This window comes from Oceanobacillus sp. CF4.6, assembly GCF_051262635.1.
In the GTDB taxonomy this organism is placed as follows: Bacteria; Bacillota; Bacilli; order Bacillales; family Amphibacillaceae; genus Oceanobacillus.
Genome location: NZ_JBIMEX010000018.1, coordinates 33,410 through 58,323, shown reverse-complemented (window position 1 = coordinate 58,323; position 24,914 = coordinate 33,410). Strand labels below are relative to the sequence as shown.

Here is a 24,914-nt window from a genome sequence, read left to right as displayed (position 1 = left end):
AAATCTCATTAAATGATAATAAAAATCGTTCTATGCATGACTAAAGAAGAAGCTACTGAAAATAAAATTCCAGTAGCTTCTTCTTAATCATTAATTTAGTTTTAGCTGAATCGCATTTCCTGAAGGATCTTCCGTTACATAATAATCTTCTTCCGCTTTCACTGAAGCTCCTACTTTTTCCAAATTTACTTTTGTTTTATGAAGCGCATCCTCATCAGGGAAATGCAGTGTAAACCAATTCAACCCCACGCTGTTTTCAGCAGGTGTAGGTGCACCGACCCCATTCCAGACGTTTAAACCTATATGGTGATGGTAGCCATTATGTGATGTGAATAGCGCACCTGGAAATTCCGTAACGACGTCATACCCAAGACCATTCACGTAGAATTCTCTTGTTTTTTCTAAATCAGAAACATGAAGATGAATATGTCCAATGACCGTATCGGTTGGCATCCCTTTCCAATCCTCTTCTGCTTCAGCAAGTAAATCATCTCCATCTAGCGCCACTGTTGCCATGGATACTTGATTATCAGACCAATTCCATTCAGAAGAATCACGGTCATGAGCAATCTCAATGCCGTTTCCATCTGGGTCATCAAAGTATAGAGCCTCACTGACATAGTGATCGGATGCCCCCAGACGCATTTGGCCACCTGAAGCCTGTATAATATGTTTCAGGAATGCAGATAAATCTCCGCGAGTTGGTAAGAGAATTGCAAAGTGATATAACCCGGTCGTTCTTGCCTCTTTTGGTGCAGCATTTTCAGGCTGTTCTAAAGTTAATAATGGTATTTTCCCATCCGCAGTTAGAACTGCTTTGTTTTCTTCTTCTACCATTACTTTAAATCCCATAAAATCTTTATAAAAAGTAATGGATTTCTTTAAGTCTGTCACATTTATATTAACTTCTCCTACGTATATTGTCGGTTGTTCAAAAAATTTCTTTTCCATAGCAATCTCCCTCACTTTTAATTACATGTTTATACTTAGTTACTTTATGTAAGTATTATAATGACTTTTTTTATTATTGTCAAATTACCTTTATTAAAAATAGTAAGAAGTGAATAAAAAGGCTTTTCTTTTATCTGTTTTTGTATTATACTAACTTGCATTGCTTTACGTGGTTCGTAACCATCCCACGATAAAAAACTAAGGAGAGATTTACGATGACCGTAAGAACACTTGTAATAAATGGTTTATTGGCTGCATTGTATATTGCTGTATCTGCACTTATTATACCTTTTGGGTTTACAAATATTCAATTCCGCATTTCCGAAGTATTCAATCACCTGATCGTGTTTGATAAACGTTACTTCTTCGGAATTGTACTAGGTGTATTTTTATATAATCTTTTATTCTCCCCATTAGGGTGGTATGATTTGGTCTTCGGAGTTGCCCATTCAGCTATCTCATTGGGTATTATCATCTTACTTGCAAAATATATAAAAAACATTTGGGTACTTCTTGTTGCAAATACAATCGTCTTCACATTCAATATGTTTATTATTGCATTTGAATTGAATCTGGCATTAGCTCTACCATTCCTATTTACATGGCTTACTACAGCTATTGGCGAATTTGTTGTGCTGGCAATCGGTATTCCAATAATTTATGCTCTAAATAAAAGATTACATTTTAATAAACTAATTTAAATTACTTCATCATTCGTTTTAATTTTGCGGATGATGAAGTTTTTATTTTGTCTACTCGACTACATTGCTTATACTGATAGTACATTCCACACCGGAAAGGATGGAGTTTAAATGATTGTCAGAGAACATGACCAACATTTTGTATTAATTCAGCAGGATCACCACGCCCAAATCTCAGGAGATATTTTGAAGCAGTGGAAATCGGATTATTTTCATGGTATTGAACTTCGTGAATCGGTTGAATACGCAGCATATCAGCATGATCATGGTTGGAAGGAGTTTGATAAGCAACCCTTTTTGAACGATAAAGAAAAGGTACCATTTTCCTTTTTCGATTTTCCTAACCTACCCAAAATCATTCTATATAAACATGGTATAGATGAAGTACAAAAAGTAGATTCCTATGCAGGAATGCTTTGTAGCGAGCATTATAAACGGTTTTTATTGAACAATACTTCGCTCGAAGCACAGGCATTTGTCACGTATGAGGAAATGCGTCAACAAACGATAATTGACACACGAAACAAATTCAACAAACGTTTGTTTGAATTTCATTATAGTCTTCTCCAGCTTGCAGATAACCTTTCATTATATATTTGTATGAATGAGCCAGGTGCTGAAAAACAAAATGAACATTCTTTTTTTAAAAAAGGGATCCCAACCAACACCACTCTCCATGAATTCTGTAAACAGAAAATACAACTTCGATGGCTAAATGGTCATACCGTAGTGATGAATGACTTTCCGTTTGAAGGGCCAATTGAAGTTACTATAAAACAAAAGGTTATTGCAAAAGATACGATCGCTACGAAAGGATTAATTGAAAGTTATGAAGAGGCTTCATTTGAGGAATTACCAATCACCATTTTGCCGGAGTAATTTCCTGCTTATAAAGTAATCATGTACAAGAAAAGCTGAACTACCTATACACGCGGAAGTTCAGCTTTTTCATACTTTTTCAGAAATCAATCCCATTCATAGGGAGTTGCCTGGTATACATAGTAATTGAGCCAATTCGAAAACAACAGACTGCAATGGCTTTTCCATCGATATAATGGTGCCTTTTCCGGGTCATCATCAGGGAAATAGTTCTCCGGTATTTGTGTTTTAATACCTCGTTCATGATCCCGTTGATATTCCTCCGCCAACGTTGTAGCGTCATATTCTAAATGACCGGTAGCCATTATATTTTTACCATCTTTGGATCCAGCAAGAAAAACTCCAGCTTGATCGGAATGAGCCAAAACTTGAAGTTCCGGATGATTCCTTATCCGCTCATACTCAATATCGGTGTATCTAGAATGTGGTGCAAGGAAATGGTCATCAAACCCGCGAACAAGATTTTCATTAGGCAGTAATACTTCATGTTCATATATACCAAAACATTTTTTAGGCAGTTCATATTTATTTAATCCATAATGATGGTAAAATGCAGCCTGTGCACCCCAGCATATATGTAAAGTTGAAGTTACGTTTTCTTGGGACCAGTCCATTATATCCTGTAGTTCTTTCCAATAATCGACTTCTTCAAATGGAATAAGTTCTACAGGAGAACCCGTAATAATCATTCCATCGAATTTCTTTTTATTTACCTCAGAAAACGACTGATAGAAAGTGTCTAAATGAAGCTTACTTGTATTTTTCGAATTATGTGTTGTCATCCTTAAAAAAGATATATTTACCTGGATAGGTGTATTCCCTAGAAATCGAAGCAGCTGGGCTTCCGCCTTTTCCTTTTCAGGCATCAAATTTAAGATTAATATATTTAATGGACGAATATCCTGCATCGTGGCACGTTCTTCCTCCATCACAAATATATTTTCCTTTTCAAGAATTTCCTTTGCAGGTAGTTGAGCTGGTATTCTTATCGGCATATAAAAAGCCCCCTTCTTAGACATTCCTAGTTGTATCAAAATCTATTAGATATTCAAATAATTGTCAATACGAATGTAATGAATTTTTCAGATAATACTATTAGTTTATCAGAAGAAAGGGTCCATATGTCAAAGGATAATCAATTTGTTGCTAGATTTTGTTTTTAATCCCCTCTTCTTTTAATTACTAACATTCCTTTTCCTTGGCTTTTACTGTATATGCGCCTTGACTGAAATATAATTATACACTAATATTGGCACTTCTCTTTTCGAAATCAACATTTGGATAGTATGCATTCTTTACTAAAACATTTGGCCCCAGGCATTTAACTGCAGGACAGTGACAGTTCAGGCTTTTTGCGGTATTTGTTTTCAACCATGTTGCATAGGAATCCAGTAAAGACGTTGTTTGAATATTACCAAGTGAAGGCTCATCAGCAAAATCCGTTACAATTACTTCGCCCGTGAAAATATTTACATTGAGACGCGAGCGGCCATCCGGGTCATTTCTAATGGTCACATTCCTCTCTTTATACAAGCGTTTTAAAAGCTCTAATTCTTCCTTAGAAGAACTACACGCATAAAATGGAAGTGTGCCAAACAACATCCACAAATTTTCATTACGGTGATCCAACAGACGTTGAATTCCTGTTCGCATTTCATCCAGACTGAGTATTTCCAGATTGCTGGCAAAATCAACGGGGTACATCGGGTGAATCTCGTGTCGTGCACAACCCATTTCGACAACATGATCATGAATTTTTTCGAGATATGGAAATGTACGCTTATTAAGCATCGTTTCTGCTGATACCATTACCCCTTCTTGAGCAAGAAGCTGGGAGTTCTCTACCATCCGCTCATAATATTTTTTGCGGTTCTCTTCAGAAGGCTTACGTTCCATCAGCGCAAATCCTGTTTCTGCAAATTCCTCCTCTGTTCCCCAGTTATGGGAAATATGTAGGACATCCAAATATGGAATAATCTCTTCATAGCGACTATATGGTAATGTCAGGTTAGAATTTATTTGTGTTTTCACTCCCCTGCCATGAGCATATTTCAACAATGGAAGCACATATTCCCTTACTGATTTTTTATTCATCATCGGCTCCCCACCAGTAATACTTAGTGTGCGGAGATGGGGGATTTCATCCAGTCTTCGTTGAATAATCTCCATCGGCAGCGCTTCAGGGTCCATATTTTGCAATGTGTAACCAACAGCACAATGAGCACATCGCATATTACACATGTATGTAGTCGTAAATTCAATATTGGATAAGGTCATCTCTCCATGTTGTTCCACGTCCATGTATGCTTCCCATGGATCATTGGCAGGAATTATAGTCTTCTCTTTCATATTCACTGATCCATCTTCCTTTCTCTATATTCCTTATATTAACATTTTTAGTTACCTTTACTCACCACTTCTTAAAACTTAAATCACTGGATATGGAAATAACGTTTTTATCGAGTGATTATTTTTATATAACGCGATTACTTTCAGTCTTCCATGGTAATTATAGTTAATATGAGTTTTCATTTGGCTACAGCCGAAAATCTAAATGGAAAAGAGGAGAACGAATGACTAAAGATCCATCAAAACAGAATACATCCGGAAATGTTGAAAATGACGATACGTTAACCACCAGACAGGGGCACCCCGTTACAAATAATCAAAACATAAGAACTGTCGGCAATCGTGGCCCCGCTACGCTTGAGAACTATGATTTCATTGAAAAAATCAGTCATTTTGATAGAGAAAAAGTTCCTGAGCGAATTGTGCATGCACGTGGAGCTGGAGCGCATGGTTATTTTGAGACTTATGGAACAGTTGGTGAAGATCCGGTCTCAAAATATACAAGGGCAAAAGTATTTCAAGATAAGGGAAAACAAACTCCTGTTTTTGTAAGGTTTTCAACGGTAGTACACGGCATGCACTCCCCTGAAACGGTAAGGGATCCTCGTGGTTTTGCAGTTAAATTTTACACAGAAGATGGTAACTGGGACTTAGTTGGTAACAATATTAAAATATTTTTCATTCGCGACGCCATGAAATTTCCTGATATGATTCATGCATTCCGACCTGATCCAGTAACAAATATTCAGGATAGTGAGCGTTTCTTTGATTTTTGTTCCAATTCTCCAGAATCTTTTCATATGGTTACATTCATCTACTCGCCTTGGGGAATTCCTGCAAACTACCGAATGATGCAAGGATCCGGAGTAAACACGTATAGATGGGTTAACAGTGCGGGAGAAGCTGTACTTGTTAAATATCACTGGGAACCAAAACAAGGAATTAAAAATCTAACAATGAAAGAAGCAGAAGAAATACAAGGTAAAAACTTTAACCATGCTACACAAGATTTATATGATTCGATTGAGAAAGGTGATTATCCGGAGTGGGAACTATTTGTACAAATTATGAGTGATGATGAGCATCCTGAATTGGATTTCGATCCACTTGATGATACAAAACTCTGGCCAGAGGACCAATTCCCATGGCTACCTGTTGGGAAAATGGTATTGAATAAGAACCCAGAAAATTATTTTAATGAAGTAGAACAGGCGTCGTTTGGTACTGGAGTTCTCGTGGACGGTCTTGACTTTTCCGATGATAAGATGCTCCAGGGCAGAACTTTCTCCTATTCTGATACGCAACGGTATCGCGTAGGTGCAAACTACTTGCAGTTGCCGATTAATGCTGCTAAGAAACGCGTTGCCACGAATCAGGAAGGTGGGCAATTACGTTATGAAAATGATAAAGCACCTGGTCAAAATCCACATGTGAACTATGAACCTTCCGTACTTGGTGGGCTGAAAGAAGCAGAACAGAATGGTTCGGACCATACACCACAAGTAGAAGGTAAACTTGTACGGGAATCCATTGATCGAAATAATAATACAAAACAAGCTGGTGAAACATACCGCATGTTTAAAGACTGGGAAAAAGATGAGTTGATTTCCAACCTTGTTGGCGATTTATCTGAATGTGATCAGCGTATTCAGGATAAGATGATCGCTCTTGCGGAAAAAGCTGATGAAGAATACGGCCGCAGATTGCGTGAAGGGTTGGAGAAGGCAAGCAAAATGATGGATAAGGACGGGACAAGCCAGAACCCACTAGGAGCTAAAGATGCAGAAAAAGCACCTGAAGAAGCAGTTGAAAAAGGTCACGACGCAGAACCTTATTAAAAGGAGCCAATTGGCTTCTTTTTTTGGTGTTATATTTATTGATCAAACGTTTGTTTAATGCCGACCTATGTCAACTGCTGTTCGGCAAACTTACGATATAACTCATGTGTTTCAACTAACTCCTGGTGTGTCCCCTGCCCTGTCAATTTTCCTTCCTCAATAAAAATAATTTTATCTGAATCAACAATTGTTGATAAAACTAGGGATATAAATGGTTTTAAGCCTTCTTTTTGCTTCTTTTCCATACTAGAACTCCTGTCATTAATGTTTTCATTATCAAAAAAAGGAATAGGCTTAACCAGCAATATCCCTTCTATTGTAACCAACAAATCCTGCAACTGATACACTAATTGCAATGATCATCAATATGGTCACACTTAAAAAGTCCATATCTTCCACAGGTATTTGTGGAACATGACCAAAGGCAGATAGGTTACTTAGCCATGCCGGAAATTGCAGCAAATCCCCTAAATAAACGACAATGAAGGAATAAATTAAATACAACCATAGTAACCCTGTGAATTTTGGTGCAAAACCAACAAGTAATACTGCAACACCAATCATCACCCAGATTGCAGGCAGATAAACCATCCCAGCACTAAACATGGTACCAAAAGTAATTTGTTCTTCCATTACTGCTGAACCCGCCAACCAAAGGCCAAATACAGCCAGAAATTGCATAATAAAACTTGTAGCAACCGATAGGATGTAATAACTTCCCATTAGTCGTCTACGAGATACGGAACGGGTTAATAAATGTTCTGTTCGATTTTTATTTTCCTCGCTCTTTATCTTCATAGCAACCATTAAAGCAGGAACTGTACTAATCATAGACATAATTGCCATTAACATCGTAATGAACTGCTCCGTTAACGAAAACCCTTCTACTGGCTTTACTAATTGCTGCATCATTTCAATATCTTCCATAAACGATTCTAAATCACCTAGAACAGATCCATAGGAAATACCTATCGCAAACATCCCTACAGCCCAGGCAAAAATAGTTGTCCGCTGAAGTCGAAAGCTCAACCCGATTGGGCTTTGTAAAAATACAGAAGCATTTCTCCTTCCGGCTTTCGATGGTAAAAATCCAGAATTTAAATCTCGTATTGCATTTAAATAGAAAGCAAGAATAGTTAAAACAAATGATACGACGAGCAACAATAATACGGGCCACCAATAATTATTTACATAAACTTCTGTACCTAACGTCCAACCTAAAGGTGAAAACCAGGAGAGGGTTTCGTTTCCAACATCACCAATAGCTCGAATAAGATATGCAAGACCCAATACAGTAAGAGAAAGGCTTATCGTTCCTCTGGAGCTTTCAGAGAGTTGGGCAAAGACTGCTGTCAAAGAAGTGAATAAAATACCAGTGGCCCCCAAAGATGCTCCATACAAGAGGGAGCCCTCCAAGTCCATGCTCTCGATACCTAAAGCATACATTCCAAATCCGGTAATCAATGCCAATAGCACATTTGTGACGCTCACTGCTATAATTGCAGAAGCTAGATTCGACAGACGTCCTGAAGGCAAGGAACGAATCATTTCGATACGTCCATCCTCTTCTTCTGCCCGTGTATGTCGTGTAACCAGTAATATACTCATAATCGCAACGGTAATAGCAGTAAAAAGCAACATCTGGTGAGCCATCATAGCTCCAACTGTATAATTATCCAATCCATAACCTTGGCCGACCATCGCAGTCATTGCAGGATTACGCATTGTTTCAGCCATTGCTTGCCTTTCACCATCATTCTGATACAGATCAATAAATGCAAGCGCAATGACAATCGTTATACCAGATAAAGAAATGAACCAAATAGGAATTCGAATGCGATTTTCTCTAAATATAAAACGAGAAAGCCGCCCCGTATTTTTAAACAGCTGATTCATTATCCCGCACCTCCCACTCCTGATTCTGCAATATTTCCAGATCCTTCATAGTAGCGCATAAATAAATCCTCTAACTTTGGAGGTGCACTTTCTAATTTCACTATCCCGAATTGACTCATATACTTCATCACTTCATCCAGTTCTTCAGAATCGACTTGAAAAGAAAATGTTTGATTATCCTCCTCTATCCCATGTACCCCTTTTAATTCATTCAATGACGGAATAGGCTGTTTCGTCTCTACCACAAAATGGGTACGGGTTAAATGGCGCAGCTCACTTAGTGTACCTGTTTCAATCATTTTACCTTGACGAATAATAGCCACCCGATCGCATAATTTTTCAACTTCAGATAAAATATGACTGGAAAGCAATATACTCTTGCCCTTACTCTTTGCTTCCATTACAAGTTCCTGAAAAACATTTTCCATCAGAGGATCCAGCCCTGATGTCGGTTCATCTAATATATACAAGTCTGCATCAGATGAAAAAGCAGCTACTAACGCAACCTTCTGCCTGTTCCCCTTTGAATAGGTTCTACATTTTTTGGTTGGATCCAAGTCAAATCTCTTCATTAAATCTTCGTGTCTACTTTTATTGTTAGCGCCACGCAACTTTACAAACAGATCTATGACTTCTCCACCGGTTAAGTTTGGCCATAAGTTTACGTCTCCGGGTACATATGCGATTCGCTTATGTATTTCTACAGCATGACTCCATGCATCCTTACCAAAAATCTCTACGCTTCCTTCTGTAGCCTTCAAAATACCGAGCAATACACGAATAGCTGTTGATTTACCAGCACCATTAGGCCCTATAAAACCAAAAACCTCTCCTTTTTCCACTTCAATATTAACGCCATCTAGTGCAGTAAACTTTCCAAACTTCTTTGTTAAATTCACTGTTTTTAAAACGGACATACTTCCTCCCCCTCTTTGAAAAAAACATCCTTTCAATAAACCTTTTATGAAATATTTTATATTATATAGTTCATAATATAAATAGATATTTATCAAAAGATATTACCAATGACCGAAGACATTACAAAGTTGTTTTTTTATGGGGTTATTGGAAAGGGCAACGATTAATAGTCCCTCGGTTGCATTTCCAAAACCCGCATTCGATAAACATTCAATGTCGTTTCTGCAAGTTGATCCATTAAATTATGGTTCGCGTATGCACCGACAATTGCTCCAAATCCAGGAATTAACTGAAACATCTTTATTAAATCAATATGATCGCGATATTCTTGTTGGAATACACGCCAATCCATATCTACGAGTTTTTCTTTTTGCGCATCCCAATTTTCAACGATAAATAATGTCTCTCTCCGTTTTTCTTCACTGGAAAAAGCCAGTTGAAAAATATGAAGTAAAAATAAACGCTCCTCGTACTTACTTGTGTCATACCCATAAATAGCAGCAGCTTCGAATAGAAATTTAATTTTTATGGATAACAACAGAGGAAAATCAGCTGCTCCAAGCAGCAAGCCACCTGCACCAGTACCCGCACCTTCAATTACCGCTGTTTTCCGATACGATGTATGTTTCCCTCTTAAAAGCTCGTCCCTATCACGTAGACTCACATCTTTTTCTGGTAGTTTTTTCGTCATCATATGTGAGCCAGTTAACGTAGCTTTGACCATGTTTTTAATACTATCTGTTACTATTTTATGCGCTTTTTCCGGAATCCAGCTGTTGATCTTATTTTGTACTTTTTTTGAAAATCGGTTTACCAATCCAGATTGCTTCATTACTTTCAGTCTCCATGCCTGTACTTCTTGATAGGCTTTCAATTCATAGTTATCCGCCATATTATTCACCCTCTAGTTAGTGACCTATTTTATTATACGTTTAGCTCCAGTGAAAAGTTCCCTTCATACCTCTAATGCCTACACTTATCAATCCAATAAAGCATAATTATACTTTATAAAATACGAACAATTAAAAGTTTATTAAATAATTTTGCTAATTCGAGAAAATAAAATTGATGATAATGCTATTTTTAATTATACTAAGGTGAAAGTGAAGGGAGTTTTAAAAATGGTACAAATGAAACTTGAATCAAAAGTGTTTTCCGTTCTGAAAGATAAAATACGATTAATCAGATCTCAGGATCGTGCTATATATTTAATTGGACCAATTCAACTGCCTGTTAATTTATATGGAGAAACTATCATCTTTGAATGGTATTGCTGGCTGAATTATGATGAAGTAACCGAAGACTACGAAAAGATAATCGAAAAATTATCATCTTCCAATCTGGCTGAATTCCAACAATCGAGTGTACTTGTCTATGGAGATTTCGAGAATTCGGACGACGCACTAATACGTATGCATTCCATCTGCCATACGGGAGATATTTTCGGCAGTAAACGCTGTGACTGTGGTTTCCAATTAAAGGAATCGATGAAGAAAATTAAAGAGCATGGTAGTGGAGCACTCTTTTACTTGGCGAATCACGAAGGTAGAGGTATCGGTCTATTCAGTAAGGCAATGGCATACGTTCTCCAGGAGAATGGTTACGACACCGTGGAAGCAAATGAAAGTCTTGGATTTGTCAATGATTCCAGAGACTACAATGATGCCATTAAAGTACTTAAAACATTACGTCTGAAACCTGTAACGTTAATTACTAATAATCCGAAGAAGATGGAAGCATTGGTAAACTCAGGGATGCTTGTTGCAGGACGCACACCTTTATGGGGGGATGTCTCTGAGTACAACGAAAAATACCTGCAAACGAAAGTAATAAAATCGGGACATTTAGAAGAAGAAAGGACTTGCTCCAATGATTAATGATGAGTTCTATATGGATCTCGCATTAAAAAATGCACAAGCAATGAAGGGGCAAACAGATCCTAACCCTCTCGTTGGTTCGGTTGTTGTTAACGATAATCGAATCGTTGGTATAGGTACCCACTTAAAGGCTGGTGAGCCGCATGCGGAAATTCATGCATTACGGATGGCTGGTGAAAATGCAAAAGGTGGGACAATCTATGTCACGCTTGAACCATGCTCTCATCACGGTAGAACAGGTCCATGTGCTGTAGCAATCGCAGAAGCAGGTATTAAAAAGGTGATTATTGCCACCCTGGATCCAAATCCAATTGTAGCCGGTAATGGAGTTAATATATTACAAGATGCAGGTATCGAGGTCGTTACCGGGGTACTGGAAAATGAATCCCAAAAAATGAATGAAGTATTTAATAAACATATTGTGACAAAGAAGCCGTTTATTACATTAAAATCAGGAATTACATTAGACGGAAAAGTTGCAACCCATACTTCTAACAGCAAATGGATTACATCAGAGGAAGCAAGACAGGATGTTCATCAATTAAGAAATGAAAACATGGCAATTCTTGTTGGAATAAATACAGTATTAAAAGATGATCCAGCATTAACGACCCGAATTCCGAATGGTCGAAATCCTATTCGCATCATTATGGATTCCAAGTTAAGAATTCCTTTAGAATCACAGGTTATTACTGATACCCAAGCAGAAACAATAATCTTTACTTGTAAAGACTATGATAAAGAAAAAAGAAAGGCACTGGAAGCTCGGAACATAACTGTATTGGAAACTAGCGGGACCCTACATACAGATCCGGTTGATGTGGTCACACAGCTAGGGGAAAAAGGCATTTCCTCCCTGTTAATCGAAGGTGGCGGGAATATAAATGCTTCGTTCCTCAAAAATAAACTGATTGACAAAGTAGTCCTTTATTTTGCACCGAAATTAATTGGCGGGAAAGACGCACCTACGTTTCTTGAAGGTGCAGGTATTGACTTGATGAAAGATGCCATTGATTTGGAACATACAGATATAAGCCGGATTGGACCAGACTTCAAGTTTGTCGGTTATCCGAGCTATCATAATTAATACGATACCTGAGGGGTTATTTATGAAATTTGGATTTGATATTGATGACACACTAATTAATTTGAGAGAACATGCATTTCATATTTATAATGAAAAATTAAAGAAAGCGATCGACATCGAAGTTTTTAGCAATATAAAGCGGGTCGAGATACATGAAGCTTTTGGTATGTCAGATGAACAAGGGAATGAAATGTGGAACAGCTCCCTGGAAGAAATCTATTATACATCCTGTCCTCCTTTCCCTGGTGCGGTTGAAACTTTACAAGCACTTGAGAAAGAAGGGCATGAGATTTACTATATTACAGCACGCCCCAAAGAACATGGAGAAAGATCAAAAGAGTGGTTAAAAGAACAAGGATTCCCGGTACAGGATAACCACTTTTTCTACGGTATGAAGGACGAAGAAAAGATATATACCATACAAAAATTGAAGCTTGATTACTATGTGGATGATAAACCCGCTGTTCTCCAAACGCTTCTAGCGGGCTCAACCAAATTATATGTGAAAGACCAAGCTTATAATCGGCACTTACAAAACATTCCAAGGATTGAAGGCTGGTCGGACTTTTTAAAGGATATAACAGAGTAAACATTGATAGAAAAGATATTCCGGATTTCTCAACGGTATATCTTTTTTTCATGACTTTTTTTAAGGTTGAACTACGAATACTCATCCCAAAATAAATTGGAACTCCGCAGTCCTAGACAATTATCAAAGTCCCTTTTCCATTAACCGACACGTTTCATAATTACACCTCAAACTTCCCAGGTTTTTACAGACACTTCCAAAATATCACTATTGTGATATATTGCATATTCCAATTGAAAGCAATTTCATGTATACTCCTAGTAGGAGTTTTATCATTTTCCAGGAAGGTGTGAATTATATTGCCAATACCAACTGATCATTTAAAACCAATTCGCTTATCAGCAAAAGAAAACGCATACAACCAAATTCAGCAGTGGATTATAGATGGAACGTTACTTCCAGGAGAGAAATTAAACGATACCGAACTTGCCAATGCATTAGGTGTCAGCAGAACACCCATCCGTGAATCCTTGCAGTTACTGGAGTCTCAAGGGTTTGTAAAAATGTACCCAGGAAAAGCTACACAAGTAACAGAAGTAGAGAAGGAATCTATTAAACAACTTCTGCCTCCACTAGCAGCATTACAATCATTATCAGCAGAATTAGCCATTCCTAAATTAAATGAAGAGACTTTGAAACAACTAAAGCAAACAAATGAACGGTTTGCCGATGCCATCCAATCAGAAAATTATTATTCTGCTTTAAAAATTGATGAACAATTTCATAAAATAATAGTCGCTACAGCAAATAATCCATACATAGACAGCATCTTAGAAGCTTTACAGGCACATGTAAGAAGGCAATTTTATCACAATTCCATTGTACTGACTGAAAAGTCGGTTGATGAACACTGGGAAATTATCGAACTGATGAAAAACGGTGAATCAACAACCCTTTCATCCGTTATGAAAGAAAACTGGCTACGTAATATTACGATGTTCTAAAGGCAATTGTCGAACAGTCATTCGCCTGAGATAAAGAAAACTTTTTGGGAGCGTATTGAATTGATATTGATGTAGATTACGGCGATAACGATCAGTCCATCACAGTTTAAACTCTGGAATTGCGACGGGCTTACCCTTCCCGAAAACTTTATAGAGTAAAAAAAACTATACTTTCTAATATAATGAACTCAACTTTCGAAATGGATAAATTATCCTTGATAGAATTAGGAAGGCTCGTGATAAACTGCTCAAGTTAACTTTGGATGAACTGTTTGCACTAATCAGTTCCGGATACATCGAGATTCCAAAGCTCTTTTTTTCATCGCATTTTCTATAAACTGCGAAGTAACTGCTTATCCCGCCGTCCGGGATCGCTCTGGGCGGATGCTTTCCGCGGGCACGGCCTCAGCCCCGAAGAGAAAACCACTCTTCTGGTCTTCGGACACGTGCTGTTCCCGCAGGAGTCACCGCCCGCCGCTCACCCGGACTGGTGAAGCTCGGTGATTTGAATTTTATAAATCACTAATGCAGTTATCAGTTTGTAAGCTTAAAACCAACTCTGGGGAAATATACTTCGCTTTCCGCGGGCGGCTGGTGAGCCCTCCTCGTGCTTCGCACTGCGGGGTCTCACCGATGCCTTTCCTCCCGCTGGAGTCTTCGTATATTTCCCCAGAGCGGTCGCCGAAGTAACTTATCCTAGTTCGTATTTTATCTCAACTCTGCGATGATTAAAAAGCAATAAACATTACGTAAACAGCCTTATTTTTACCAAGTTTAGCAAGGAGAGATGATTAGTAGAAACATCCTAAGTTTACCCCAGTTACCTATTTGAACCTATTTTATTGCTGCGAAAGTTCAGTAATGAAAAAACCTGTTTTCCTCTGTATAAGAGGTTTTTCGTTCATGTGCTTTTTTATGCTTCCTGAGCACTACTTACTTTCTGCAATTTTGAGGCTAGTCCTGTAATTAAGATTACAATTAATGCCGGCAGCAACCAGCCAAGGCCCTGATCATAGAATGGAAGGACCTGTTCATAGAAGGACACTACTGGTTTCATCCAGCTAAAGTAATCTATACCAAGTGAATCACATAATGCTTTCAAACCATCAAAAATACTAATCAAGAATGTAACTGCAGTGGTTGCAACATAAACAACTCTCGCATGATTAAACAACGGAGAAATAAATGTAAGCAACATGAGTACGATTGCTAATGGATATAGGAACATTAATACCGGTATCGAATAAGTAATAATATTTGCCAATCCAAAGTTTGCAATTACAAACGTTAATGTGGAGAAAAACACAACTAACACTTTATAGCTTATTTTTGGAAATAGTGTATGGAAATATTCAGCATTTGCTGTAATTAACCCGATTGCTGTTGTTAAACAGGCCAATGTTATGACAATAGCCATCATGATTGATCCAAACATTCCAAAGTAATGGGATGCCGCACCACTCAGTACCGGGCCACCTGTATCAAATAAACCTAGAACACTAGTACTTGTTGCTCCTAGGTAAGCAATACCAACATAAATAATTCCAAGAAGTGAAATTGCAATAACTCCTGACTTAGCTGTTGCCCTAAGAATTTCTCCTTTAGAAGTAACCCCCAGCGACCGTATGACATTTATAACGATAATACCAAATACAAGGGAAGCCAATGCATCCATCGTATTATATCCTTCTAGGAATCCGCCCATAAATGCTCCACTTTGATATGCTTCTTGTGGTGCCTGAATCGAACCCATTGGATTAAATAATGCAACCAGCAAGAGAACTACAAGCAATACTACAAGGAATGGTGCCAATAATTTACCTACGTTATCAACGATTTTCGCTGGAAATAAGGAGAATAAAAGAGCAATGGCAAAAAAGATAATGGTAAAAATAAGCAATACCGTTTGTTGTGACCCCTCACTCACAAATGGAGCGATCCCTACTTCGAACGCTACTGTTCCAGTCCTAGGAGCAGCGAAGAACGGTCCAATTGTCAGATAAAGCAATGCAGTGAAAAAGATGCCATATATCGGATGCACCCTGCTTGCAAGCTCCTGCAAGTTTCGACTGCCTGAGAAGCCCATTGCCAAAATCCCAAGTAATGGAAGTCCTACACCAGTAATTAAAAACCCAAATGCCGCTGGCCATAAATTGGTTCCTGCGTTTTGACCTAATTGAGCAGGGAAAATTAAATTGCCCGCTCCAAAGAATAATGCAAATAACATAAATCCGATTGCCATATAAGAAGAAAAAGGTAGCTTGTCCTTCATAAGTTGTTCCCCCTTGTTGTAAGCTCAAATACTTTATTAAATTTTCAAAATATTTAGCGAGCTGTGTATAATGTCTCAATGAAGATATCATACTACCTTTTTCAACAAAATGCAATATATCGCAGGAAATTTATGTGACAATTTTCGTAAATTAAACAAAGCATTTCTGTTGGATATTAATTTAATAATATGTTCTACTATAAACATAAGTTATATAAGGATATAATATTTAGATAATTATTTGAACTAATTGTAAATGAGGTGTTTTATAATGGAAATTTCGAATCGTTTAACTAAACTACCTTCCCAATTCTTTGCAACCTTAGTAAAAAAAGTTGCTGTAGCAGTTTCTGAAGGACGGGATGTGATTAATCTTGGCCAGGGAAATCCGGATCAACCAACTCCGAAGCATATTGTCCAGGCATTGCAAAAAGCGGTTGAAAATCCAGATACACATAAATATTCACCATTCAGAGGCACCGATGAATTCAAGCAAGCAGCAGCTGATTTTTATAAAAGGGAATACAATGTAGATCTTGATCCCGACTCAGAGATTGCTGTTTTATTTGGTACAAAAATCGGTTTAGTTGAATTACCCTTGGCCTTAATGAATGAGGGTGACCTGTTTCTACTTCCCGACCCCGGTTATCCTGATTATTTGTCTGGTGCAGGTATAGCAAATGTCACCTATGATACGATGCCTTTACATAGTGAGCATGGATTTTTGCCTGACTATAAAGAACTAACGGATAAACAGAAAGAAAAGGCGAAACTACTTTACTTAAACTACCCGAATAATCCAACCGGAGCGACAGCATCTCTTGCATTTTTTGATGAAACTGTTCAATTGGCAAAGTGTAATAATATAGGTATTGTTCATGATTTTGCCTATGGCGCCATTGGATTTGATGGTGATAAACCAGTCAGTTTCATGCAGGCAGAGGGTGCAAAGGAAGTTGGAATTGAGCTGTATACATTATCAAAAACCTATAATATGGCTGGATGGCGCGTAGGTTTTGCTGTAGGTAATGCAAAAATGATTGAAGCGATCAATCTTTTACAGGATCACTTATTTGTAAGTATCTTCCCAGCCCTTCAACATGCAGCTGCAACTGCTTTGTCTAGTAGTCAGGAATGTGTCGATGAACTGGTTAACTTATATGAAGGTAGACGGAACACATTAATTAATGAATGTAATCGGATCGGGTGGAAAGTAAACGCACCAAAAGGATCCTTCTTTGCCTGGCTCCCCATACCGGAGGGATTTCAAAGCGAGGAATTTGCAGACTATCTGTTGGCAAAAGCAGATGTCGCGGTTGCAGCTGGAAATGGTTTTGGAACGTTTGGAGAGGGATATGTACGAATTGGCTTACTTGTCGATGAAGGGCGCATCATAGAAGCCATCTCCAGAATTGAGAAGCTAAATATATTTAAGCCATAACCTTTTGATTATAAGGATGTGTTAATGGATTATCCTTTTTTCAAAATAAGTATTGACGAAATGATTGATATAATGTAACTTTATTTAATAACTCGAAACAAATAAATAAATCTCTTATCAAGAGTAGCTGAGGGACTGGCCCGTTGAAGCTCGGCAACCTTTATTGTTATACATAGAAAGGTGCTAAATCCAGCAAAACATGACGTTTTGGAAGATGAGAGAGGAACGTGAATTTATAATTTACTAGCCTCTCCTTTTATAATGAGAGGCTTTTTTTAATTCAAGGGTAAGGAATACTAAAATAGAGGTTTTCATCATGATGCCAGCCTCTTTTGAAAGGAATGTTACATACATGATTAAACTAGACAACATCACGAAAGTATTTCCTTCTAAAAATGGAGCTGTCAAAGCACTAAATGACGTTAACCTTCATGTGAAGAAGGGTGAAATTCACGGTGTAATTGGTTATAGTGGAGCAGGTAAAAGTACCTTAATTCGTTGTGTTAATTTACTTGAGAAACCAACCAGTGGCACTGTTTCCATAAACGGAGTAGAAATGACCTCTATGTCCCAGGAAAAATTACGAAAAACGCGGCAAAAAATTGGTATGATTTTTCAACACTTTAATCTGCTGAAAACGGCCACGGTTTATGATAATATCGCAATTCCACTTAAGCTTCTTGGCTATGACAAAAAAGAGGTTGAGACCCGTGTAGATAAATATTTGGGTATTGTTGACTTATTAGAAAAAAAACATACGTATCCTTCTCAATTATCAGGAGGACAAAAACAACGTGTTGCGATTGCAAGAGCATTATCACAGGAACCACAAATCTTACTCAGTGACGAAGCAACAAGTGCACTTGATCCAGAAACAACCAATTCCATTCTCGATTTACTTTTAAAAATTAACGAAGAGCTTGGAATAACTATACTACTCATCACTCACGAAATGAATGTAATTCAAAAAATCTGTGATTATGTATATGTGATAGAAAATGGGGATTTGATTGAACAAGGAACAGCAATTAATCTATTTACCAACCCCAGAGAAAAAACGACAAAGAAATTTTTAAATACAATCTCACAACGGAAATTATCTGATAGCTTAATAGAGCAGCTTAAATTAAACGGTACGGTTACAAGATTGACATTTATCGGCGAAAATACCGGACAACCCCTGCTTGCTCAAGTGAGCCATCGATTTAAAGTAGAACCAAATATATTAACAGCCAATATTATGGAATTGAAAAATGGAATTGTTGGAAACCTGGTCATACATCTAGTTGGAGAATCTCAAGAAGTTGCAAATGCCTTGAAATTTTTAGATGATAACGGTGTTTCTACAGAAGAATTGGAGGGGAAAACAAATGAATGAGTTTATTGAAGAGTGGTTTCCCATCATATCGGAAGCAGTAGTAGAGACATTTCAAATGGTCCTTATTTCCCTCTTTTTTGCCATTCTGATTGGAGTACCTTTAGCTATATTATTAATTCTAACCAGACCTGGACAATCATTGGAAAATAAATGGATTTATCAAATATTGAATTTATTTATTAATGTTATTCGATCTGTTCCATTCATTATTTTGCTGTTTTTTATTCTGCCATTTACAAAACTGCTTGTCGGAACATCTATTGGCGTGAAAGGTGTTATCGTACCTTTGGTTATCAATGCCGCCCCATATATTGCGAGGTTAATTGAATCTGCATTACTCGATGTGGATAACGGTGTAATTGAAGCCTATAAAGCAATGGGAATCAAAACTAGACAAATTATCTGGAATGTTATGTTAAGAGAAGCAAGACCAGCTATTATTTTGGGGCTGACAATTGCCACGGTCAGCTTAATTGGGGCTACAGCAATGGCAGGACTTGTTGGTGCTGGTGGTCTCGGTGACTTAGCTTATCGTTTTGGACATCTTCGCTATGAAGTGGATGTTATGTACGTGACTGTCTTTATTTTAATTATCATCGTACAAGGTATCCAATCCATTGGGAATAGACTAGCAGCAAGATTGAAAAAAGATTAATGCTTTTGAATATACTTTGATGAGGTGACCACTTTGACAATCAACAATATAGAAGATTCCTTTATACAACAGATTGTTTCATCCGAAGCCTTCCCCCTTAATTTTTCTGATCTTGAAGCTGCCGCAAGTAAGGTAATACCTAAAGCGGCATTTGGCTACATACGGTCAGGAGCAGGTGGAGAGGAAACATTAAGGATAAATACAACAGACTTTGATAAGTTGTCGATCGTGCCGAGGTATTTAAATGATGTTTCTGCTGCCGATACAAGTATTACGTTATTCGGCCGTACGTATCCACATCCCTTTTTGCTCTCTCCAGTTGGAATGTTGAAGTTAGCGCATGAAGATGCCGAATTAGCTGTCGTGAGAGCTGCTGCTTCACATCAGGTGCCATTTATTCAAAGCACTGTTTCCAGCTTTTCCATTGAAGAAGTAAGAAAAGCATCTCCCGACAGTTCAAAATGGTTCCAGCTATATTGGTCTAATAATGAAAATATCTCCTATAGCATGGTAAACCGAGCTGAAGAGGCCGGTTACGAAGCCATAGTTTTAACCGTCGATACGATCATGCTGGGATGGCGGGAAGAAGATATACGTAATAGCTTCTCTCCACTAAAAGAAGGTTATGGAAAAGCAAATTATATTAACGATAAGGTATTCTTGGATTCCTTGCCAAGTCAAGACAGTGATTCTGTTATTCAATCAATTCTAACTAACATTTTTCATCCTGCACTTAACTGGAAGCATGTAGAAGAGCTAAAGAAAAGAACCTCCCTACCGGTTCTAATAAAAGGGACTCTGCACCCGGAAGATGCGAAACTTGCCATCGAAGCTGGGATAGACGGTATCATCGTTTCCAATCATGGGGGCCGGCAAATGGATGGGATTGTTTCTAGCATTGAAGCTCTTCCCAAAATTGCTAAAGAGGTGAATGGAAGAATTCCTCTTCTGCTTGATAGCGGTATTCGACGCGGGCCAGATGTTGTAAAAGCATTGGCATTAGGTGCAGATGCCGTCTTACTAGGTAGACCATACGTGTATGGTTTAGCACTGGGTGGACAGGAAGGTGTAGAAAAGGTACTTACTAATTTCATTCAGGAGACTAGCGTTTCTCTTGCATTATCAGGCGCAGTAAACATAAAGGCAGCTAAGAAAGTTACGTTGACGTCATAGAGTAACCAATAAAAGCCACCAATTAATTATAAAATTGGTGGCTTTTATTATGTTTCATTTCACATTATGGCTGGGTATCAATCTTTTTCACACCCGCTTTATCTTCCAAATATCTGTCGCATACTCCTGAATCGTCTGATCACTGGAGAATTTCCCCGAGTAGGCAATATTTGTCACACTCATATTTAACCAGGTCATTCGATCACGATAGGCACGCTCTGCGAGTTCATGTGTTTCCAAATAGGCTTCAAAATCCTTTAGTACAAAATAAGGGTCGTTATGATACAAAATATTATAATAGATATCTTTAAATTCTATATTATGCGCCCCGAACTCCCCCTGATTCAATTGATCCAATATCCGCTTAACCCGGTCATCGGTATTATAAATATCTCTTGCATGATAACCCCCATGCTGATAATAATGCAGTACTTCGTCAGCTGTTAGACCGAAAATAAACATATTCTGATCTCCAACCAAATCATGTATTTCAATATTAGCGCCGTCCATGGTTCCAAGAGTTAGTGCGCCGTTCATCATCATTTTCATATTTCCTGTACCGGAAGCTTCCTTACTGGCTGTAGAGATCTGTTCACTGATATCCGCTGCAGGAATAATTTTTTCTGCCAGACTAACATTATAATTTTCCATAAAGATAACCTTCAGCCTGTCTTTTACAACCGGATCGTAGTTGACGATGGATGCCACTGTGTTTATCAGTTTAATAACTTCCTTCGCCAAATGGTAACTTGGAGCAGCTTTGGCTCCAAAGATAAATGTACGTGGTGTCATATCCTGATTTGGATTTTCCTTTAATTCATTATAAAGATAAATGACATGGAATATATTTAAAAGCTGTCGTTTATATTCATGTAGCCGTTTGATTTGCACGTCGAAAATAGATCTTTCATCGACGGTTATACCTAAATGTTGATGAATATAATTGGCTAACACTTTTTTATTTTCATGTTTTACCTGATCAAATTTCTCCAATAAAGCACTATCATTGGAATGTTTTAATAGACTGATCAGCTGTTTTGGTCGTTTGATCCACTGTGGGCCAATAACATCCGTTATTAAGTCTGCCATTTTTGGATTGGCCTGTAACAACCAACGTCGATGCGTAATTCCATTTGTCTTATTATTGAATTTATTAGGAAAAAGGCTGTAAAAAGTCTTCATTTCCTGTTTCTTTAAAATTTCCGTGTGAATTCTAGCGACCCCGTTTACACTGAAACTACCTACAATTGCGAGCCTTGCCATGTGAACACGATCATCTGCAATTATTGCAAGTTCCGGAATCTTTCCTCTTAACGCTTCATGATCAAACCAGATCCCTTTACAAAATCTTTCATTAATTTCATCGATAATCATATATATCCTCGGCAGCAGGTTCTGCATCATCTCCATGGACCATGTCTCAAGCGCTTCCGATAATGTCGTATGGTTGGTATATGCGAAAACATTCGTCGTTACTTTCCAGGCCTTATCCCAACTAAAACCTTCCTCATCCATTAATATCCGCATCAGTTCGGGAATTGCCAGACTCGGGTGGGTATCATTAATTTGAATGACCACTTTTTCAGCCAAATGACTCAGGGACATTTTATTATTTAATTTAAAATGTTTGAGGATGTTTTGAATACTTGCGGAAACAAGAAAGTATTGCTGTTTAAGACGAAGTTCCTTTCCCTCATAACTGGAATCATCCGGGTATAAAAAACCTGAAATCTGTTCAATCGAATGTTCATGGTCAAGATCGCGGTAAAATTGCTTGTTTTCTTCCAATGTATCGGTATTATTTTGAAAAATGGACTCCGCACTCCATAATCTTAAGGTATTAACTGTATCGTTTTCATATCCAACAACTGGTATATCGTAGGGAACAGCCATTACTTTATCCGTGTTTTGATATTCAAATTCAAGTGCGCCATCATTTCGCTTATGCATATGTACATCACCATGGAATTGAATAACAACTGCTTCTTCCTCTTTTCTTGTTTCCCATGGATAAGGATCTGTTAACCAATAATCGGGCAGTTCTACTTGATTACCGTGTATGATTCGCTGTTCAAACAGACCGTAGCGATAACGGATTCCATATCCATGACCCGGGTAGTTTAAAGATGCCAACGAATCCAGAAAACACGCTGCAAGACGACCCAGTCCTCCGTTACCAAGACCAGCATCATGCTCTTCGGCGAAAACTTCTTCATAGTCAAATCCAATCTGTTCCAATGCCTCTTTAGCTTCTTCCAACATCCCACAGTTCAAGAGGTTGCTCTCCAATAGTCTCCCAATTAAAAACTCCATGGATAAGTAATAAACTTCTTTATATTTTTCATCCTTATATTTCTTCCTGGTTTGAAACCATTGCTGTTTCACTTCTTCATTTACAATTGAAGCAAGAACATAATAGATGTCTTTGGATGTTGCTTCCTTAACCTCTCTGCCCTTGTCGGTAATTAGCTTTTTTAATATTTGTTCCTTCAATGTATTGACTGTTAACTCCGTCACGGAAACACCTCTCTTATCCATAAACCAATTCCGGCGATAAGCTTTCATAGATTGTCACATATTGATGTGCCGATTCCTTCCAGCTGAACTGGCTTTTATTTACATTCTTTAATAATTGTTGCCACTCAGAAGGATTATTAAATATCTCCAACGAATAGTTCAGTACATTCAGAAGATCATGTGCATTATAATTCGTAAAACTAAAGCCGTTCCCATCACCTGTTAATTCATTATAAGGATGGATCGTATCTTTCAAACCACCTGTTTCTCTTACAATGGGAACAGTCTTATATTGCAGAGCAATAAGCTGCGACAATCCACACGGCTCGAATTTAGATGGCATTAAGAAGAAATCAGCACTTGCATATAATTGTCGGGCGAGCCCTTCATCGAAAGTTAACAGAGCTGCAGCCTTCTCGGGATAACGATAGGCAATATCTGCAAAATAACCTTCAAATTCTTTCTCTCCAGTTCCTAATACGATAAATTGAATATCCTGATTTAAAAATTCATCCAAAATGTGCTGAACAAGATGTAATCCCTTCTGTTCCACCAGTCGGGTAATGATGACATATAGTGGGCTTTCTTCTTTATATGAAAGTCCAATTTGTTGCTGAAGATGCATCCGATTTTCTCTTTTTTTTGATCTTGCCGAACGGTAATTCATAAAAATGGAAGGATCTGAAGAAGGATTATACTCTCGTGTGTCAATCCCATTAATAACTCCAACTAAATCATCTGCTCTATTCAATAACATTGGATGGAGGCCTTCACTGTAATAAGGGTCTTTTATCTCATCCGCGTAACTTGGGCTTACGGTTGTAATTTTATCCGCATGGAATAGCGCGCTTTTCAGACAATTAAGCATTCCATCCCATTCCAAACCACTTATATGTTCTCTCCCCATCCGGAAGAAGTCCTCATAAATATCCAAGGGCATCACACCTTGATATTTAATATTATGAATCGTAAAGATTGTTTTCATATTTTTAATAGGTTGTAAAATGTTCGCAAGGGCAATAGCTATCCCCGTTTGCCAGTCATGTCCATGGAGAATTTGTGGCTTGTAATCTATATATTTTAAAGACTCAATAACCGCATGACTGAAGAAAACAAATCTCTCTCCGTCATCGTAATAACCGTAAATACCTTTTCTCGTAAAATAATAGTCATTGGAGATGAAATAATAAATAATTTTATTATAAGTCAAAGTAAAAAGATGTGCTTCCTGTGTTCGCCAGCCGAGTTGTACGTCAAAGGAACAGAGATATTCGAGTTGATCCTTCCATTCTTCATCCATTTCGTCGTATAGCGGCAAAATTACGCGCACTTCCTGCTTCTCATATTGTCTTAGTGCCTGTGGAAGTGAACCAACTACGTCTGCCAGTCCCCCTGTTTTAATAAATGGTGTACATTCAGAGGCGACAAATAATATATTATTCATTTATA

Annotated in this window: 21 protein-coding genes and 2 riboswitches; of the genes, 11 read left to right on the top strand and 10 right to left on the bottom strand. The window is 37.9% G+C overall.

The features are described from left to right. Nucleotides 1-90 precede the first annotated feature (90 nt). A complete protein-coding gene (locus tag ACHABU_RS19775) occupies nt 91-951 on the bottom strand; it encodes a VOC family protein (RefSeq protein WP_435766680.1) in 861 nt (286 codons plus the stop codon). A gap of 163 nt (nt 952-1,114) precedes the next feature. Next, nucleotides 1,115-1,159: riboswitch (PreQ1 riboswitch) on the top strand. 7 nt (nt 1,160-1,166) lie between these two features. On the opposite strand from ACHABU_RS19775, the gene ACHABU_RS19770 reads away from it, so the two are divergent. After that, nucleotides 1,167-1,652, top strand: coding sequence for a QueT transporter family protein (locus tag ACHABU_RS19770; RefSeq protein WP_435766679.1), 486 nt, complete (start codon nt 1,167-1,169; stop codon nt 1,650-1,652). Nucleotides 1,653-1,763: 111 nt separating this feature from the next. Next, nucleotides 1,764-2,531 carry a DUF3891 family protein gene (locus ACHABU_RS19765; protein ID WP_435766678.1) on the top strand — a complete coding sequence of 256 codons (768 nt, stop codon included), beginning with the start codon at nt 1,764-1,766 and terminating at the stop codon, nt 2,529-2,531. Between the two features lie 86 nt (nt 2,532-2,617). Here ACHABU_RS19765 and metA read toward each other — a convergent pair whose 3' ends face one another. Continuing rightward, on the bottom strand, nt 2,618-3,526 hold the full coding sequence (gene metA / locus ACHABU_RS19760) for a homoserine O-acetyltransferase MetA (protein ID WP_435766677.1): 909 nt from the start codon (nt 3,524-3,526) through the stop codon (nt 2,618-2,620). Between the two features lie 241 nt (nt 3,527-3,767). Beyond that, on the bottom strand, nt 3,768-4,880 hold the full coding sequence (gene yfkAB, locus ACHABU_RS19755) for a radical SAM/CxCxxxxC motif protein YfkAB (RefSeq protein WP_435766697.1): 1,113 nt from the start codon (nt 4,878-4,880) through the stop codon (nt 3,768-3,770). 224 nt (nt 4,881-5,104) lie between these two features. On the opposite strand from yfkAB, the gene ACHABU_RS19750 reads away from it, so the two are divergent. Beyond that, nucleotides 5,105-6,718, top strand: coding sequence for a catalase (locus tag ACHABU_RS19750; RefSeq protein ID WP_435766676.1), 1,614 nt, complete (start codon nt 5,105-5,107; stop codon nt 6,716-6,718). Between the two features lie 65 nt (nt 6,719-6,783). On the opposite strand, the gene ACHABU_RS19745 is transcribed toward ACHABU_RS19750, so the two are convergent. The 4 genes from ACHABU_RS19745 to ACHABU_RS19730 all read right to left on the bottom strand — a co-directional run bounded on the left by ACHABU_RS19745 (nt 6,784) and on the right by ACHABU_RS19730 (nt 10,424). Then, the gene (locus ACHABU_RS19745; protein ID WP_435766698.1) at nt 6,784-6,963 is read right to left on the bottom strand and encodes a hypothetical protein; all 180 of its coding nucleotides are present in this window, start codon (nt 6,961-6,963) and stop codon (nt 6,784-6,786) included. Between the two features lie 49 nt (nt 6,964-7,012). Further along, entirely contained in the window at nt 7,013-8,614 is a 1,602-nt protein-coding gene (locus ACHABU_RS19740; protein WP_435766675.1) for an ABC transporter permease, read from the bottom strand. Then, the gene (locus ACHABU_RS19735) at nt 8,614-9,531 is read right to left on the bottom strand and encodes an ABC transporter ATP-binding protein (protein WP_435766674.1); all 918 of its coding nucleotides are present in this window, start codon (nt 9,529-9,531) and stop codon (nt 8,614-8,616) included. The genes ACHABU_RS19740 and ACHABU_RS19735 overlap by 1 nt, the downstream gene beginning before the upstream one ends. Before the next feature lie 164 nt (nt 9,532-9,695). After that, nucleotides 9,696-10,424 carry an EcsC family protein gene (locus ACHABU_RS19730; protein WP_435766673.1) on the bottom strand — a complete coding sequence of 243 codons (729 nt, stop codon included), beginning with the start codon at nt 10,422-10,424 and terminating at the stop codon, nt 9,696-9,698. A 229-nt stretch (nt 10,425-10,653) separates the two neighbouring features. Between ACHABU_RS19730 and ACHABU_RS19725 the strand changes: the two genes are divergently transcribed. The 4 genes from ACHABU_RS19725 to ACHABU_RS19710 all read left to right on the top strand — a co-directional run bounded on the left by ACHABU_RS19725 (nt 10,654) and on the right by ACHABU_RS19710 (nt 14,029). Further along, complete coding sequence (locus ACHABU_RS19725; protein WP_435766672.1) at nt 10,654-11,409, top strand: GTP cyclohydrolase II; 756 nt, start codon at nt 10,654-10,656, stop codon at nt 11,407-11,409. Further along, nucleotides 11,402-12,496: a bifunctional diaminohydroxyphosphoribosylaminopyrimidine deaminase/5-amino-6-(5-phosphoribosylamino)uracil reductase RibD gene (gene ribD, locus ACHABU_RS19720; RefSeq protein WP_435766671.1), complete on the top strand. Its 1,095-nt coding sequence runs from the start codon at nt 11,402-11,404 to the stop codon at nt 12,494-12,496. The genes ACHABU_RS19725 and ribD overlap by 8 nt, the downstream gene beginning before the upstream one ends. Nucleotides 12,497-12,518: 22 nt before the next feature. Next, nucleotides 12,519-13,085, top strand: a complete 567-nt coding sequence (locus ACHABU_RS19715) for a 5' nucleotidase, NT5C type (protein ID WP_435766670.1) — start codon at nt 12,519-12,521, stop codon at nt 13,083-13,085. A 299-nt stretch (nt 13,086-13,384) separates the two neighbouring features. Then, nucleotides 13,385-14,029, top strand: a complete 645-nt coding sequence (locus tag ACHABU_RS19710; RefSeq protein ID WP_435766669.1) for a GntR family transcriptional regulator — start codon at nt 13,385-13,387, stop codon at nt 14,027-14,029. A 913-nt stretch (nt 14,030-14,942) separates the two neighbouring features. On the opposite strand, the gene brnQ is transcribed toward ACHABU_RS19710, so the two are convergent. Further along, the gene (gene brnQ / locus ACHABU_RS19705; RefSeq protein ID WP_435766668.1) at nt 14,943-16,301 is read right to left on the bottom strand and encodes a branched-chain amino acid transport system II carrier protein; all 1,359 of its coding nucleotides are present in this window, start codon (nt 16,299-16,301) and stop codon (nt 14,943-14,945) included. A gap of 271 nt (nt 16,302-16,572) precedes the next feature. Here brnQ and ACHABU_RS19700 point away from each other — a divergent pair, with 271 nt between their 5' ends. The 4 genes from ACHABU_RS19700 to ACHABU_RS19685 all read left to right on the top strand — a co-directional run bounded on the left by ACHABU_RS19700 (nt 16,573) and on the right by ACHABU_RS19685 (nt 20,948). Then, complete coding sequence (locus tag ACHABU_RS19700; RefSeq protein ID WP_435766667.1) at nt 16,573-17,742, top strand: pyridoxal phosphate-dependent aminotransferase; 1,170 nt, start codon at nt 16,573-16,575, stop codon at nt 17,740-17,742. 111 nt (nt 17,743-17,853) lie between these two features. After that, nucleotides 17,854-17,963, top strand: a riboswitch (SAM riboswitch). Nucleotides 17,964-18,094: 131 nt separating this feature from the next. Further along, entirely contained in the window at nt 18,095-19,120 is a 1,026-nt protein-coding gene (locus ACHABU_RS19695) for a methionine ABC transporter ATP-binding protein (protein ID WP_435766666.1), read from the top strand. After that, the gene (locus tag ACHABU_RS19690) at nt 19,113-19,775 is read left to right on the top strand and encodes a methionine ABC transporter permease (RefSeq protein ID WP_435766665.1); all 663 of its coding nucleotides are present in this window, start codon (nt 19,113-19,115) and stop codon (nt 19,773-19,775) included. The genes ACHABU_RS19695 and ACHABU_RS19690 overlap by 8 nt, the downstream gene beginning before the upstream one ends. 33 nt (nt 19,776-19,808) lie before the next feature. Next, entirely contained in the window at nt 19,809-20,948 is a 1,140-nt protein-coding gene (locus tag ACHABU_RS19685; RefSeq protein ID WP_435766664.1) for an alpha-hydroxy acid oxidase, read from the top strand. An 87-nt stretch (nt 20,949-21,035) separates the two neighbouring features. Here the strand turns inward: ACHABU_RS19685 and ACHABU_RS19680 are convergent, their stop codons facing one another. Both ACHABU_RS19680 and ACHABU_RS19675 read right to left on the bottom strand, forming a co-directional pair. Then, complete coding sequence (locus ACHABU_RS19680) at nt 21,036-23,465, bottom strand: glycogen/starch/alpha-glucan phosphorylase (RefSeq protein ID WP_435766663.1); 2,430 nt, start codon at nt 23,463-23,465, stop codon at nt 21,036-21,038. Nucleotides 23,466-23,478: 13 nt separating this feature from the next. Continuing rightward, a complete protein-coding gene (locus ACHABU_RS19675; protein ID WP_435766662.1) occupies nt 23,479-24,909 on the bottom strand; it encodes a glycogen synthase in 1,431 nt (476 codons plus the stop codon). Nucleotides 24,910-24,914 lie beyond the last annotated feature (5 nt).

Coding starts and splice junctions, on each gene's coding strand:
- ACHABU_RS19775 (WP_435766680.1), bottom strand. CDS start 951: ATGGAAAAGAAATTTTTTGAACAACCGACAATATACGTAGGAGAAGTT.
- ACHABU_RS19770 (WP_435766679.1), top strand. CDS start 1,167: ATGACCGTAAGAACACTTGTAATAAATGGTTTATTGGCTGCATTGTAT.
- ACHABU_RS19765 (WP_435766678.1), top strand. CDS start 1,764: ATGATTGTCAGAGAACATGACCAACATTTTGTATTAATTCAGCAGGAT.
- metA (WP_435766677.1), bottom strand. CDS start 3,526: ATGCCGATAAGAATACCAGCTCAACTACCTGCAAAGGAAATTCTTGAA.
- yfkAB (WP_435766697.1), bottom strand. CDS start 4,880: ATGAAAGAGAAGACTATAATTCCTGCCAATGATCCATGGGAAGCATAC.
- ACHABU_RS19750 (WP_435766676.1), top strand. CDS start 5,105: ATGACTAAAGATCCATCAAAACAGAATACATCCGGAAATGTTGAAAAT.
- ACHABU_RS19745 (WP_435766698.1), bottom strand. CDS start 6,963: ATGGAAAAGAAGCAAAAAGAAGGCTTAAAACCATTTATATCCCTAGTT.
- ACHABU_RS19740 (WP_435766675.1), bottom strand. CDS start 8,614: ATGAATCAGCTGTTTAAAAATACGGGGCGGCTTTCTCGTTTTATATTT.
- ACHABU_RS19735 (WP_435766674.1), bottom strand. CDS start 9,531: ATGTCCGTTTTAAAAACAGTGAATTTAACAAAGAAGTTTGGAAAGTTT.
- ACHABU_RS19730 (WP_435766673.1), bottom strand. CDS start 10,424: ATGGCGGATAACTATGAATTGAAAGCCTATCAAGAAGTACAGGCATGG.
- ACHABU_RS19725 (WP_435766672.1), top strand. CDS start 10,654: ATGGTACAAATGAAACTTGAATCAAAAGTGTTTTCCGTTCTGAAAGAT.
- ribD (WP_435766671.1), top strand. CDS start 11,402: ATGATTAATGATGAGTTCTATATGGATCTCGCATTAAAAAATGCACAA.
- ACHABU_RS19715 (WP_435766670.1), top strand. CDS start 12,519: ATGAAATTTGGATTTGATATTGATGACACACTAATTAATTTGAGAGAA.
- brnQ (WP_435766668.1), bottom strand. CDS start 16,301: ATGAAGGACAAGCTACCTTTTTCTTCTTATATGGCAATCGGATTTATG.
- ACHABU_RS19700 (WP_435766667.1), top strand. CDS start 16,573: ATGGAAATTTCGAATCGTTTAACTAAACTACCTTCCCAATTCTTTGCA.
- ACHABU_RS19695 (WP_435766666.1), top strand. CDS start 18,095: ATGATTAAACTAGACAACATCACGAAAGTATTTCCTTCTAAAAATGGA.
- ACHABU_RS19690 (WP_435766665.1), top strand. CDS start 19,113: ATGAATGAGTTTATTGAAGAGTGGTTTCCCATCATATCGGAAGCAGTA.
- ACHABU_RS19675 (WP_435766662.1), bottom strand. CDS start 24,909: ATGAATAATATATTATTTGTCGCCTCTGAATGTACACCATTTATTAAA.